The sequence below is a fragment of the Streptomyces sp. NPDC046931 genome, assembly GCF_040644655.1.
Taxonomy (GTDB): domain Bacteria; phylum Actinomycetota; class Actinomycetes; order Streptomycetales; family Streptomycetaceae; genus Streptomyces.
This window is the reverse complement of the sequence record NZ_JBEYWX010000009.1, coordinates 1-13,929: the sequence shown is the minus strand read 5'-3', so window position 1 is coordinate 13,929 and position 13,929 is coordinate 1. Positions and strand designations below refer to the sequence as shown.

The 13,929-nt window shown below is 71.4% G+C and carries 10 protein-coding genes; 3 read left to right on the top strand and 7 right to left on the bottom strand.

Features of this window, described 5'->3' with window-relative positions; all coding sequences use genetic code 11:
• Positions 1-5: 5 nt before the first annotated feature.
• From ABZ876_RS17825 to ABZ876_RS17810, 4 genes are all read right to left on the bottom strand, one after another.
• Positions 6-764, bottom strand: coding sequence for an MIP/aquaporin family protein (locus ABZ876_RS17825; protein ID WP_361781379.1), 759 nt, complete (start codon positions 762-764; stop codon positions 6-8).
• Between the two features lie 332 nt (positions 765-1,096).
• A complete protein-coding gene (locus tag ABZ876_RS17820; protein ID WP_361781376.1) occupies positions 1,097-2,737 on the bottom strand; it encodes a GGDEF domain-containing protein in 1,641 nt (546 codons plus the stop codon).
• 144 nt (positions 2,738-2,881) lie between these two features.
• A complete protein-coding gene (locus tag ABZ876_RS17815) occupies positions 2,882-4,072 on the bottom strand; it encodes a lipid-transfer protein (RefSeq protein ID WP_361781373.1) in 1,191 nt (396 codons plus the stop codon).
• Positions 4,069-4,494, bottom strand: coding sequence for a zinc ribbon domain-containing protein (locus tag ABZ876_RS17810; RefSeq protein WP_361782063.1), 426 nt, complete (start codon positions 4,492-4,494; stop codon positions 4,069-4,071). The genes ABZ876_RS17815 and ABZ876_RS17810 overlap by 4 nt, the downstream gene beginning before the upstream one ends.
• Before the next feature lie 233 nt (positions 4,495-4,727).
• On the opposite strand from ABZ876_RS17810, the gene ABZ876_RS17805 reads away from it, so the two are divergent.
• On the top strand, positions 4,728-5,264 hold the full coding sequence (locus ABZ876_RS17805) for an NUDIX domain-containing protein (protein ID WP_361781370.1): 537 nt from the start codon (positions 4,728-4,730) through the stop codon (positions 5,262-5,264).
• A 124-nt stretch (positions 5,265-5,388) separates the two neighbouring features.
• Here the strand turns inward: ABZ876_RS17805 and ABZ876_RS17800 are convergent, their stop codons facing one another.
• Positions 5,389-7,755 carry a glycoside hydrolase family 31 protein gene (locus ABZ876_RS17800; RefSeq protein ID WP_361781367.1) on the bottom strand — a complete coding sequence of 789 codons (2,367 nt, stop codon included), beginning with the start codon at positions 7,753-7,755 and terminating at the stop codon, positions 5,389-5,391.
• A 213-nt stretch (positions 7,756-7,968) separates the two neighbouring features.
• Here ABZ876_RS17800 and ABZ876_RS17795 point away from each other — a divergent pair, with 213 nt between their 5' ends.
• On the top strand, positions 7,969-9,936 hold the full coding sequence (locus ABZ876_RS17795) for an acetoacetate--CoA ligase (RefSeq protein WP_361781365.1): 1,968 nt from the start codon (positions 7,969-7,971) through the stop codon (positions 9,934-9,936).
• A 148-nt stretch (positions 9,937-10,084) separates the two neighbouring features.
• Complete coding sequence (locus ABZ876_RS17790) at positions 10,085-10,978, top strand: hypothetical protein (RefSeq protein WP_361781363.1); 894 nt, start codon at positions 10,085-10,087, stop codon at positions 10,976-10,978.
• Between the two features lie 340 nt (positions 10,979-11,318).
• On the opposite strand, the gene ptsP is transcribed toward ABZ876_RS17790, so the two are convergent.
• Positions 11,319-12,989 carry a phosphoenolpyruvate--protein phosphotransferase gene (gene ptsP / locus ABZ876_RS17785; RefSeq protein ID WP_361781361.1) on the bottom strand — a complete coding sequence of 557 codons (1,671 nt, stop codon included), beginning with the start codon at positions 12,987-12,989 and terminating at the stop codon, positions 11,319-11,321.
• 79 nt (positions 12,990-13,068) lie between these two features.
• A complete protein-coding gene (locus ABZ876_RS17780) occupies positions 13,069-13,518 on the bottom strand; it encodes a PTS glucose transporter subunit IIA (RefSeq protein WP_361781358.1) in 450 nt (149 codons plus the stop codon).
• Between the last annotated feature and the right edge of the window lie 411 nt (positions 13,519-13,929).

The window sequence follows — 13,929 nt, the reverse complement described above, 5'->3', positions numbered from 1 at the left end:
AAGGGTCAGAAGGCTGCGTTGTACACGAGGGCCGCGAGCGCACCGCCGATCAGCGGACCCACCACGGGTATCCAGGCGTAGCCCCAGTCCGAGGAACCCTTGTTCGGGATCGGCAGCAGGGCGTGGGTGAGGCGCGGACCGAGGTCGCGGGCGGGGTTGATCGCATAGCCGGTCGGCCCGCCGAGGGAGAGGCCGATGCCGACGACGAGCAGTGAGACGAGCAGGATGCCGATCCCCGAGCCGTACGCCGTCGTGCCGGGGATCGGGCCGATACCGGTGCCGAGGTTCTTGCCGAAGAACAGGATGGGCAGCACCAGACCCACGGTCGCGATGATCTCGGTGACCAGGTTGGCGGTCGGATTGCGGATCTCGGGAGCCGTGGAGAAGATCCCGAGCGTGGGCAGTGCGTTGTTCTCCTCGGCATTGGCCTGGAACTGGGCGAAGTAGAGCAGCCAGGTCAGCACGGCGCCGAGGATCGCGCCCGACATCTCACCCAGCAGGTAGTACGGGACGTCGCCCCACTTGGTGATGCCGGCGATGGCGAGACCGAGGGTCACCGCCGGGTTGAGGTGTCCGCCGGACTTCGGGGCGGCGGTGTAGGCACCGGCCAGGACACCGAAGCCCCAGCCGAAGGCGATGACGACCCAGCCCGCGCCCTTGGCCTTGGAGTGGTTCAAGGTGACGGCGGCGCAGACACCGGCGCCGAACAGGATGAGGATGGCCGTTCCGATCAACTCGCCGACGACGATGCTTCCGTGGGTCATGGCGGCTCCTAGGCCCTCGCCCGGGGCGGTCCGGCCCCGTGTCCGTCCTCCGTGCAGGGTGTGTGACCCTTGCGACTTCAGCCGAAGCAGGGAGGGTCCCGCGCCCCGCCCGGCGTCCGCGACGAGCGTGCCTGTGCAGCGGAATCGCCCTTGGGCAACGGCCCGTGCCCAGGCGGGCCTCAGGGGCGCACTAGGTGAATACACCGGAATGCGGCGATGCCGACTGACATCCGGAAGTTTTCACCGGCACCCACAGAGCGTCAAGGTCGGTGACGGCAACGGTTGGGAGCGACCTTCGCGAGCGGCAAGGGGCCGGCGGGCCCCCGTGGTCGTCAGCCCCACACCGGTTCGCCCGCGTGGGCCGCGGCCACCGCCGTGCCCCGGCGAACCTCGTGACCCGGCAGACCGGCCCGCCCCAGCACCCAACTCGCGCCCCTCAGTGCCTTGGCGGCCTGCTTGAGCGGTGCCAGGCAAGCGGCCGCCTGGCGGTGGTCGGTCACGCTGCCCGGCGGGCACAGAACCGTGGCCAGTGAGAGGGTGACGGCGCGCCCGCCGGCCGACCACGGCGCGTCCAGCACCGACGCGGCCAGCGGGTCGAGACGCTCCGGATCCGCGAGTACCAGGAAGTCGTCTCCGCCGATGTGTCCCACACGGGTACTCCCGGACGCGGCGCCCTGCAACGCGTGTCCCACCGCACGGATCAGCTCGTCCCCGGCGGCGAAGCCCGCCCCGTCGTTGACCTGCTTGAAGTGGTCGACGTCGAGCCAGCTCAGCGCGAACATCCGCCCGTCGGCGATGCGCCGGTCGACCTCGCCGGTTATCGCGTCCGAACCGGGCAGCCGGGTCAGCGGATTGAGCCCCGCCGCCTCCTCGACCCGGTGCTCGGCCAGCGCCCGGACGAGATCCGCGAGCCGGACGACCCCCACGCACCGCCCGTGGCGGTCGACCACGGCCACGTCGTCCGAGGTACGGTCCCGTGCCCCGTCCGCGACCACGTCGAGCACCTCCCACGCCGTGGCGTCGACCCCGACGGTACGCGGCGGATCGCCGAGCTTCGCCGCAGGCCGGTCGGCGTACAGCGCATGCCCGTAGCGTCCCGACAACGACAGCAGGAAGCGCGAGCGGTGCACCGAGCGCACCGGCACCCCGGCCGGATCCACCAGCAGCACTCCGGACACGTCCGGGGAGCCGGTCAGCAGCCCCCGCACCTGGCCGGCCGAGGCCGTTGCGGGCAGCAGCGCGGCCGGCCGCAGGAACTGCCGCACCTGCGGCCCGGTGCGCTGCGTGGGCGCCACCGCGGCGGGCCGCGCCGGAAGGTATACGTCCGCGACGGGGAGCCGGGACGGGGGCGCAAAGAGGTCGCCCTGCGCCGACTGGGCCCCCGCCGCCGTCACGGCCGCGTACTGCCGCTCGGTCTCCACCCCCTCCACCGACAGCAGCGCGCCCAGCTCCTCGCACAGTGTGCGCATGGCCCGCACCACGGCCGGCCGCGTCACCAGGGACGCGTCGAGTTTCAACACGTCCGGTGCCATCTCCGCGAGCAGTCGCAGCGGCAGGTCGCCGTCGCCGATTCCGTCCGCGCAGATCCGGAAGCCTTCCCCGCGCAGTACGGCGAGGGCCTCCAGCAGCGCCCTGTGCGGCACGTGGGTGTACGGCGGTCCCACGTCGACCGTCACCTCCCAGGGCAGCCGCCCCGCCTCGCGTACGGCGTCCCGCAGCGCGGCGAGGCCGCCGAGATCGGCGAGGGTCCCGGCGAACACATTGACGTGCAGGGGCAGCAGCGTCTGCATCCGCGTCGCGGCCCGAACCGCCAATGCGGCCAGGTTTCCGTCGAGTTCGGGGTCCCGGCGGGCCTGGGCCAAGACGTCGCCGGTCTCCGGGCGTGCGAGGATCTCCAGCGCGGTGACCCCTCCGGTCGTCAGATTGACCACCGGCTGGAACGCGAAGTGGAGAGTATCCGTCCAGGAGGGCACGGGAGCATGATGGCGCCGTTGGCGCACCCCAGAGGCCCAATTCATGACGTGTTCACACAGCATTCCCAGGCCGTCACGGAGAGTGTGAACGGCCCCCAACGACCCCGAACGGCCTTGGGTCGTCCCCGTGCACCACCGCAATGATCATCGCACGGCGATCACCGCCGAGCCATGCCCGAACAGCCCCTGATTCGCGGTGATCCCCACCCGGGCCCCCGCCACCTGGCGGTCGCCCGCATCTCCGCGCAACTGCCAGGTCAGCTCGCACACCTGGGCGATCGCCTGCGCCGGAACCGCCTCTCCGAAGGAGGCCAGTCCACCGCTGACATTGACGGGTATACGCCCGCCGAGCGTCGTGGAGCCTTCACGCAGTAGCTTCGCCGCCTCGCCCTCGGCGCACAGCCCCAGATCCTCGTACCACTGCAACTCCAGTGCGGTGGACAGGTCGTAGACCTCGGCGAGCGAGAGATCATCGGGCCCGATGCCCGCCTCCTCGTACGCGGTCCGCGCGATCGAGGCGCGAAACGTCTCGCCGGACGGATCCACCGCCACCGCCGAGTCCGTCGCGATGTCCGGCAGGTCCAGTACGGTGTTGGGGAACCGCGGTGTCACCGTGGACACCGATCGGATGCGCACCGGCCCCGCCGCGCCGCGCCGCCGCGCGAACTCCATGCTCGAGAGCACCAGCGCCGCGCCGCCGTCCGAGGTCGCGCAGATGTCGAGCAGTCGCAGGGGATCGGCGACGACGGCGGAGGCCGCGACCTCCTCGACGGTGAGCCGCTTGCGGTACCGGGCGTTCGGGTTCAGCGCGCCCACGGCCGCGTTCTTCACCTTGACCCGGGCGAAGTCGTCGGCCGTGTCTCCGTGGACGGCCATCCGCCGACGCGCGTACAGCCCGAAGTACGTCGGGTTCGTCGCTCCGAGAACGCGGAACCGCAGCCAGTCGGGATCCTCGGGCCGGTCGCCGTCCGCCGGGCGGAAGAAGCCCTTGGGCGCCGAGTCCGCCCCCACCACCAGCACCACGTCCGCGATACCCGCAAGGATCTGGGCCCGCGCCGTATTGATCGCCTGAGCTCCTGATGCGCATGCCGCGTACACGCTCGCGGCCCGGGCTCCCTGCCAGCCCAGCGCCTTGGCGAACGTCGCCCCCGCCACATGGCCCGGATAGCCGCCCCGCACCGTGGCGGCACCCACGATCGAGCCGACCTCCCGCCAGCCGACTCCCGCGTCGGAGAGTGCCGCACGCGCCGCCACCGTCCCGTACGCGACGAAGCCGCGCCCCCATTTGCCCCAGGGGTGCAGACCCGCTCCGAGTACCGCCACATCGTCCGTCATCCCGCCACCCCCGTCGGCCGCCAGTGCCAGGTCGTCCAGGTCGTCCGCGCGTCCCCGTGCAGCACACCGGGCACGACCCGCACCTCCAGGCCCACGGCCAGATCGGCGACGGTCACCCCCGGAACGGCCTGCCCGAGCACCACGATCCGCTCTGCTTCCAGTTCCACCGCGACCAACGCGTGGGGCTCCCACGGAAGTTCCGGGTTCGTCACATAGGGTGACGGCGGCGGGTAGCGGGTGTCGGTGTACGACCAGATTCGCCCCGTTCTGGACAGCGGCGTTTCGGTGAGATCGACGCCCTCGCACCCGGGATTCCGGCAGAAGGCGTCCTCGCGCGGAAAGAACACCGACCCGCACGCCGAACACCGTGTGCCGACGAGGTGGAAGTCGTCCCCGTCGCCGGCGAACCATCCGGACACCACGGGGGTGGGAACACGCGTCATGGCACCTCCAGGCAAGGAATCTGACGGTACGTCAGAAGTGTGCCACGGGCTTCCGGAGATCGGCAGGCGTCGCTGTGAACCGCCGGGGTCCGGCCGGCGTCCTTGTAACGGCGGGGACGGCCGGGACCCACGGGGGTGGTTCCGGCCGTCCCGCGTCTCCCGCGCCTACCGCACCGGGAGACGCCCTCAGCGTGATCGGATACAGTCCGCCCGTGTCCGAATCCCCGTTCCCATCCGCCGACGCCGTGCCGGGCTCCCACTGCTCGAGCTGCGGAACGTCCTACGGAGAGGGCATCTCCGGCTGGCCCCGCACCTGTGCCGCCTGCGGCACGACGGTCTACCGCAACCCGCTGCCCGTCGCGGTGGCCCTCCAGCCCGCGTACGACACCAAAGGCACCGCCCTCGTCGTCATCACCCGAACCATCCCTCCCGCACGCGGCGGTATCGCCTTGCCCGGAGGGTTCATCGACCACCGCGAGGACTGGCGGCACGCCGTCGTCCGCGAGTTGAAAGAGGAGACCGGCATCGAGGCGGCCGGCCGCGATGTGCGGCTCGTCGACGCTATGAGTTCGCCCGACGGCCATCTGCTGCTCTTCGGACTCCTGCCCGAGCGCCCGGCAGTGGACCTGCCCCCGTCCGGGGGCACGAACGAGACGGAGGGCTGGCACCTCCTGCGCCGGCCGATCGAACTCGCCTTTCCGCTGCACACACTCGCCGTGCGGGCATGGTTCGAGGGCCGCTACGTCTGAACCACGGGCGGGACGGCACCCCGCGCGTCCCGCCTCCCGTTCCCACCCGGGACCGACCGGGGGCCGCCCCCGTCATCCTCGCGGAACGAACGGCCGCGCCGCGCGCCCGCCGGCCCCGCCCGCGTCACCCGCGGCCGAGGCCCCGTACACGTACCGGATACACGGGCTCGGTCCGCCCCTTGGCACCGTCCTGTTTCACCACGACCCGACGGCCCTTCCAGCGCGTCACATAGCGCTCGACCTCCGGCTCGTCCCAGCCGTCGCCCCCGTCCGGCACCACCAGCCCGCCCCCGGACCTCCCGCGTGCCGGCGCCCAGACCTCGAGCTCCAGACCGCCGTCCTCACCCCGCATGGGCAGCACGGCACCGGCGCGTGCGAACACCGGAATCCGCTCCAAGGACACATCGACCACCACCTGGCCCGGCCCCTGGTACGCCTCCTCCGTCGCCGTGTCGTACCAGCGCCCCCGCGGCAGCAGCACCGTCCGCCGGTCCGCGCCGGGCTCCAGCACCGGCGCCACCAGAAGACCGTCGCCGAGCAGGAAGGCGTCCTCGCAGTCGCGCAGCGCCCGGTCCTCGGGCGCACCCCACCACAGGGGCCGGACATAGGGCGCCCCCGTGCGGCGGGCCAGATGGGCCAGCGTGACGAAGTACGGCAGCAGACGACGCCGTTCACCGAGCGCCACGCGCGCGTGCTCGAGGACGTCGTCGCCGAACTCCCAGGGCTCACGGCGCCCGGCCCGAATGCTCGCGTGCGTACGGAACAGCGGCAGGTACGAGGCCAGCTGGAACCAGCGCAGATACAGCTCGGGCGAGGGACTCCCGTCGAAGCCGCCCACGTCCGGCCCCGAGTACGGCACCCCGCACAGCCCCAGCCCCAGCACCAGCGACAGCGAGGCGCGCAGCCCCGGCCAGTCCGTCGCCACGTCCCCGGACCAGGTCCCCCCGTACCGCTGCATCCCCACCCATCCCGAGCGCGAGAACAGGAAAGGCCGCTCCTCGGGGGCCAGGTTCCGCAGGCCGTCGTGTCCGGCCCTGGCCATGCACAGCGCATACACGTTGTGCGCCTCCCTGTGGTCACCGCCACGGCCCTCCAGCGCGTGCCGGGCCGAGCGGGGCAGGGTGTTCTCCCCGAAGGCCGTGAACGACACCGGCTCGTTCATATCGAGCCACAGACCCTTGAAGCCCTGAGCGCGTCGCTCCTCCAGGAACCGGCCCCACCACTGCCGTACCCGGGCGTCCGTGAAGTCGGGATAGACCGACTCCCCGGGCCACACGACCCCTTCGACGACCCGCCCCGAGGCGTCCCGCACGAACACGTCCTCGGCGTTCCCGCCGTCGAACACCGGGCTGCCCGGCTCGGCCTTGACCGCCGGGTCGACGATCGAGACCAGGCGGATGCCGTGCCGGCGCAACTCCTCGGCGAGCAGCGGCAGCTTCGGGAAGCGTTCCCGGTCGACCGTGAACACCCGGTGGCCGTCGTAGTGGTCGATGTCCAGATGGACCGCATCGAGCGGAAGCTCGCGCTCCTGATAGCCCGCGACAATCCGCCGCACCTCCTGCTCGCTGCCGAAGCCCCACCGTGCGTGATGGTGCCCCAGGGCCCACGCGGGCGGTACTGCCGGCGCCCCGGTCAGCGACGCCCAGACCAGCAGCACGCGCGCGGGGGTGCCCACCATCACCCAGCAGCGCAGCGGCCCGCCGTCCATCCGCACCTCACTGGTGCCCGGCCGGTCGTGCCCGGAGCCCGCGCCCTCCTGGCCCTCGCGGAGGGTCACCGTGCCGTCCCACGACGTGTCGAGGAACGCCAGATGAGTGGCGGCGTCGGCGACCACCATCTGCACCGGCATGGTGATGTACAAAGGGTCGTCGCCGGGGCCGAAGGGCCGACCTGGGTCCGTGTTCCACAGCCGGTACGTCCCCTCACGCAGGCGCGGCCCCGCGGCCCGGCCGCCCAGCCCGAAGAACCGGGCGTCCGCGGCCACCTCGGACCGCTGCATCCACCGCGGGGCACCCCCGTCCGACGGCTCCCACCAGCGGGGCGGCAGATCCCGGCGCAGCGTCACCCCGCCCGGCGTGCGCACCTCGATCGCGCCGTGCCGCGACACCACGACCGTCACACGCTCCGCCACGACCCGCCAGCCGCCGTCCTTGTCCGGCTCCAGCACGGTCCGTGGATCCGGCTCCGGGCAGGGTCCCGCGAGCGCGTACGACGGCTCCGGCTCCGCCCCGTCCCAGCCCCAGAAGACGGCCCCGTTCACCGCGACGGTGATCCGCAGTTCGGTGCGGGCGAACCGCACGACACCGCCGCCGGGGCCTGGCTCCGCGCTCTGGACGGGCCCGGGCACCCGCGCCCGCTCCGCTCCACGTCGCGGCAACCCGGTGGCGTCGGTACGCCTCCTGCGCCACGCGGCACGCACGGTGCGCAGACCCTGCACCGCGCCCCCCGAACCGACCGCCTTCACCGAACGCACCAGGTCACGACCGTCCATGCTGCTCACCCTGTCATCGACATCCCCGTACAGGGGCGCCGTTCAACTGTCGTTCACCCGTGATGGGAGCACAGCTTCACGATGCCAACTATGTGTGGCGCACCCTGGTGCAGAAGTCGATCACATGGCATCGTCCGTGTCAGCCGCGTAACGCGCACACCCCAGCACGTGCGCGACTCACGCATACGACGCGTACTGTCCGGGAGCCGCCCCATGACCACAGCGAACCTCACGCCGCTCTGGCGGCCCGACGCCGACCGCATCGCCCGGGCACAGATCACCCGCTTCCAGGCCTGGGCGGCCGAACACCACGGAGCCCCCTCCGAGGGCGGCTACGCGGCCCTGCACCGCTGGTCGGTGGACGAGCTGGACACCTTCTGGAAGGCCGTCGCCGAGTGGTTCGACGTACGGTTCGCCACTCCCTACGCGCGCGTGCTCGGCAACCGCTCCATGCCGGGCGCACAGTGGTTCCCCGGCGCGACACTCAACTACGCCGAACACGCCCTGCGCGCCGCGGACGCCCGCGCCGACGAACCGGCCGTCGTCGCGGTCGACGAGGCCCACGAACCCCGCCCGGTCACCTGGGCCGAACTGCGCCGCCAGGTCGGCTCGCTCGCCGCCGAACTGCGCGCCCTCGGCGTCCGCCCGGGAGACCGCCTCAGCGGCTACCTCCCCAACATCCCTCAGGCCGTCGTCGCCCTCCTGGCCACGGCCGCCGTCGGCGGCGTGTGGACCTCCTGCGCCCCCGACTTCGGCGCCCGCAGCGTGCTGGACCGCTTCCAGCAGGTCGAACCCGTCGTCCTGTTCACGGTCGACGGCTACCGCTACGGCGGCAAGGAGCACGACCGCCGCGAGACCGTCGCCGAGCTGCGTCGCGAACTGCCGACCCTGCGGGCCGTCGTCCACATCCCGCTGCTCGGCTCCGAGGCCCCGGACGGCGCCCTGGAGTGGTCGGCCCTGACCTCGGCGGACACCGAGCCCGTCTTCGAACAGGTGCCCTTCGACCACCCGCTGTGGGTCCTGTACTCCTCGGGCACGACCGGCCTGCCCAAGGCCATCGTCCAGTCGCAGGGCGGCATCCTGGTGGAGCACCTCAAGCAGCTGGGCCTGCACTGCGACCTGGGCCCCGAAGACCGCCTCTTCTGGTACACATCCACCGGCTGGATGATGTGGAACTTCCTCGTCTCGGGTCTCCTGACGGGAACCACGATCGTCCTCTACGACGGCAGCCCCGGCCACCCCGACACCGGCGCCCAGTGGCGCGTCGCCGAGCGCACCGGGGCGACCCTCTTCGGCACCTCCGCCGCCTACGTCATGGCCTGCCGTAAGGCGGGTGTGCATCCGGCGCGGGACTACGACCTCTCCCGGGTGCAGTGCGTGGCCACCACGGGCTCCCCGCTGCCTCCGGACGGCTTCAGCTGGCTGCACGACGAGGTCCGCGACGACCTGTGGATCGCCTCCGTCAGCGGCGGCACCGACGTGTGCTCCTGCTTCGCCGGAGCCGTTCCGACCCTCCCGGTCTACCTCGGCGAACTCCAGGCCCCCGGCCTCGGCACCGACCTGCAGGCCTGGGATCCCAGCGGCAACCCGGTCGTCGACGAGGTCGGCGAGCTGGTCGTCACCAACCCCATGCCCTCCATGCCGATCCGCTTCTGGAACGACCCCGACGGCAGCCGGTACCACGACAGCTACTTCGACATGTATCCAGGAGTGTGGCGCCACGGCGACTGGATCACCCTCACCTCCCGCGGTTCCGTGATCATCCACGGCCGCTCGGACTCCACCCTGAACCGCCAGGGTGTGCGCATGGGCTCGGCCGACATCTACGAGGCCGTCGAGCGCCTCCCGGAAATCAAGGAGTCCCTCGTCATCGGCGTCGAGCAGCCCGACGGGGGCTACTGGATGCCCCTCTTCGTGCAGCTGGCCCCCGGAGTCGTCCTGGACGACATCCTCCTGAACCGCATCAAGCAGACCATCCGGGAGCAGCTCTCACCGCGCCACGTCCCCGACGAGATCATCGAGGTCCCGGGTGTCCCGCACACCCTCACGGGCAAGCGGATCGAGGTCCCGGTCAAACGCCTCATGCAGGGCACCCCGCTGGAGAAGGCCGTGAACCCCGGCTCCATCGACAACCTCGACCTGCTCCACTTCTACGAGGACCTGGCCCGCAAACGCGCCTGACGCACCGCGCCGCATCCCCAGCGCCGCATTCCCCGCCCGTAGGCCCGGCCGGCCGTCGGCTGCCCGCCGGTCACCGCGACCGGCGGGCGTTGTCAGTGCTCCCCGTTACCGTGTGTGACGAATGCATCGACTGTACGTAGGGGGAGCCATGGCACACACCGAGCACCGGACCATGCGTCGCGTTCTGCGCCGCGAGATGGCCGGCACCATCGGCCTGTTGACCGACGAGCACGATTTCACGGTGATGCGGCGCTACCGCACCTTCACCTTCGACGACCACACGACCTACCTCCGACAGGTGGAGGCCCTGCTGCGGAACCTGGCCGCCCAGGGCACCCACACCACGGTCGCCCTCTTCGACCCGGAGGAGTACGCGGACTTCTGCGCCTACAGCGGCCTGGAACCCGACGCCCCGGCCAGTCGCACCCGCTTCACGGCGGAGCTGGCCGCCACCGGACCGGCGATCCCGTACGAGGGCCAGCCCCTGGACGAACTCGTTCCGGATCTGGTCGACGAAGCCGTTCGCCAGGCCACCTGGCAGTACGCGACCACCGTGCTCGCCCGCCTCGGAACCTGCGGCTCCTGCGGGGAGGACATCGGACGTGCCGCCTTCGCCCAGGCCTCTCGGCTCCTCACCCGCATCCTCGACACCGCGAGCCCGGGCCACCGGCATCTCGTCTGCACTGTCTCGGCGCCGCCCGAAACCCTTGCCGCGGTGCTCCACGCAGACGAGGACCCCGACGGCACGAGCCGCATCGACGAGACGGAGGCTCTCGAATTCACCACCGTCCTCGCCCTCGGCATCGCCACCCACGCAGCGGGCGGACTGGTCATGCGCACCACCGCACCCGACACGGCGGACCGCGTCTACGGCTGGCGCCTGCGCGGGGAGCGGCTGGAACCGCTCACCGCCGGGGAGGTCTTCGACGCCTACTGCACCGATGTCGAGTCCGGCGACCTCATCTCGCCGGAATCCGGCGTCGACTACAGCGCCCCACCCGACCTCGGGGACGACGGACCCCTGACAGGCCACAACCATTGAACGCGCGACGGCCAGGGCGAGATCGAAGCCGGACGGGTGCAGGGCCGACTGCTGTCGCTGTGCTGTGTTCTACCCGGAGACCAGGGTGGTGACGGCGAGTACGGGCGAGGCGATGACATATCGAAGCCGTCAGGCACGCTCACCCGCACGGTGCCGTGCGGTGATGAGGTGTCCTGGCCGGACACCGCATCGGCGACGCGGGCGAGCGTCCTCGATCGCACCTCGGCACACGGCACGACCGACCCTCGGAGCACAGCCGTGTGCCTGAACGAGCGCAGGGCGCCCCCCCAGAGGGGGAGCGCCCTGGCCGCACGAAGATCGGCGCGACAACCCGCCCCGGCTACTCCCCGGACAGCACCGCCTGAGCCGCCTTGCGCGCATCGTCGGCCGTGTCGGCGGCACGCGCGGCCGCCGCGGCACGCTCGCACTGGGCCAGCGTGTACTTCGCCAGCGTGGCCCGCACATAAGGAAGCGACGCCGCACCCATCGACAGGGAGGTGACACCCAGACCGGTCAGCACACACGCCAGCAGCGGGTCCGAGGCGGCCTCGCCGCACACGCCACAGCTCTTGCCCTCGGCCTTGGCCGCCTCGGCGGACAGCGCGACCAGATCGAGCAGCGCGGGCTGCCACGGATCCTGCAGACGCGAGACCGCGCCCACCTGGCGGTCCGCGGCGAACGTGTACTGCGCGAGGTCGTTGGTCCCGAGCGACAGGAACTCGACCTCCTGCAGAATCGAGCGCGCCCGCAGCGCGGCCGACGGTATCTCCACCATCGCGCCGAACTTCGCCTGCAACCCCGCCTCACGGCACGCGTCCGCGAACGCCCTCGCGTCCGTGCGGTCGGCGACCATCGGCGCCATGACCTCGAGATAGACGGGCAGCCCCTCGGCGGCCTTCGCCAGCGCGGTCAGCTGTGTGTGCAGCACATCCGGGTGGTCCAGCAGCGTCCGCAGACCCCGCACGCCCAGAGCCGGGTTCGGCTCGTCGGCCGGGGTCAGGAAGTCCAGCGGCTTGTCCGCACCGGCGTCGAGCACGCGCACGACCACACGGCCCTCGGGGAAGGCCTCCAGCACCTGCCGGTAGGCCTCGACCTGCTTCTCCTCCGACGGAGCCTTCTTGTTGTCGTCCAGGAACAGGAACTCCGTGCGGAACAGACCGACACCCTCGGCCCCGGCGTCGACGGCGGCCGCCACGTCCGAGGGACCGCCGATGTTCGCCAGCAGGGGCACCTTGTGCCCGTCGGCGGTGGCCCCAGGCCCGCTGGAGCCGGCCAGGGCGGCCTTGCGCTCGGCGGCCGCCGCCTCGAGCCGTGCCTTCTTCTCGTCACTCGGGTTCACGAAGATCTCGCCGGTGCTGCCGTCGACGGCGATCATCGTGCCCTCGGCGAGCTCACCCGCACCCGGCAACGCCACGACGGCGGGGACACCCAGTGCGCGGGCCAGGATCGCACTGTGACTGGTCGGCCCGCCTTCCTCGGTGACGAAGCCGAGGACCAGGCCCGGGTCCAGCAGGGCCGTGTCGGCCGGCGCAAGGTCACGGGCGACGAGGACGTACGGCTCGTCGCTGTCCGGGACACCGGGCATCGGGACCCCGAGGAGCCGGGCGACGATACGGTTCCGCACGTCGTCCAGGTCCGCCACGCGCCCGGCGAGGTACTCCCCGGCCCCGGCCAGCAGCTCCCGATACGCGGCGAAGGCGTCGTACACCGCGCGCTCCGCAGTACTGCCGACGGCTATCCGACGATCCACGTCCGCCATCAGCTCGGGGTCCTGGGCCATCAGGGCCTGAGCCTCCAGCACGGCCTGCGCCTCGCCACCCGCCAGATTGCCGCGGGCGGTCAGATCGGCCGCAACAGCTTCCACGGCCTGGCGTGCGCGCCCCTGCTCGCGCTCCGCCTCCTCCACCGGAATCTGCTTCGCCGGCGGCTCCAGCACCGCCGTCCCCATATGCCGGACCTCGCCGATCGCCACACCGTGGCTCACACCGACGCCTCGCAGCGTTGTCTCCATCTCACCCGTCTCCGATAGTGCGGCGGGGTCCCGCCGCGGCGGTGGTTGTCCTACCTGCCGTCGTACGACGGCACTGACGTCACTTCCAGAGGAAGAGACTGTCGCCGGCCTTCACATCGCCGCCGTCGCGGAGATCGGAGAGGGAGTCGGCCGTGGCCTCCAGCGCCACGATCGGGCACACCGGGGACTTGCCGGCGGCCTCGACGGCGGCCGGGTCCCAGCGCACGATGCCCTGACCACGGGTCACGGTGTCGCCCTTGTTGACCAGCAGCTCGAAGCCCTCGCCGTTGAGCTGCACGGTGTCGATACCGAGGTGGGTGAGCACTCCGCGTCCTTGCTCGTCGACGACGACGAAAGCGTGCGGGTGCAGGGAGACGATCACGCCGTCCACCGGCGAGACCGCCTCGTGAGGCTCACGCACGGGATCGATCGCGGTGCCCGGGCCGACCATGGCCCCGGAGAAGACCGGATCCGGTACGGATGCCAGTCCGATGGCGCGTCCTGCGAGAGGGGACGTCACGGTGGTCATGGGAAGCCTCCCAAGGGTGGAGCTGCAGTACGAGGCCGTCGGCGGTTGTCCCGGACAGCACGCTGAGCAGCAGCGTATGCCAGATGAAGTGCGCGTTCCCCATGAAAGCTACCAGCTAGTGGTCTAGACCACCAGTCCAATGGATTTGCATCCTCTTCGGGGCCGCGTGTACAGTCGTACCCCTGCTTGAGGCAGGGCGCATCCGTGCGTCCCCGCTCAGCAGCATCCAACTTGTTCAGATCCCAATCTCGGGGCCCTTCCGTATGTCCGCGGAACGGTGGTCAGAGAGACGGAAAAACACTGATAGAGTTTGGATCACCGAAGGGAAGCGCCCGGAGGAAAGCCTGAGAGAGTCTCTCGGGTGAGTACGAAGGAAGCGTCCGTTCCTTGAGAACTCAACAGCGTGCCAAA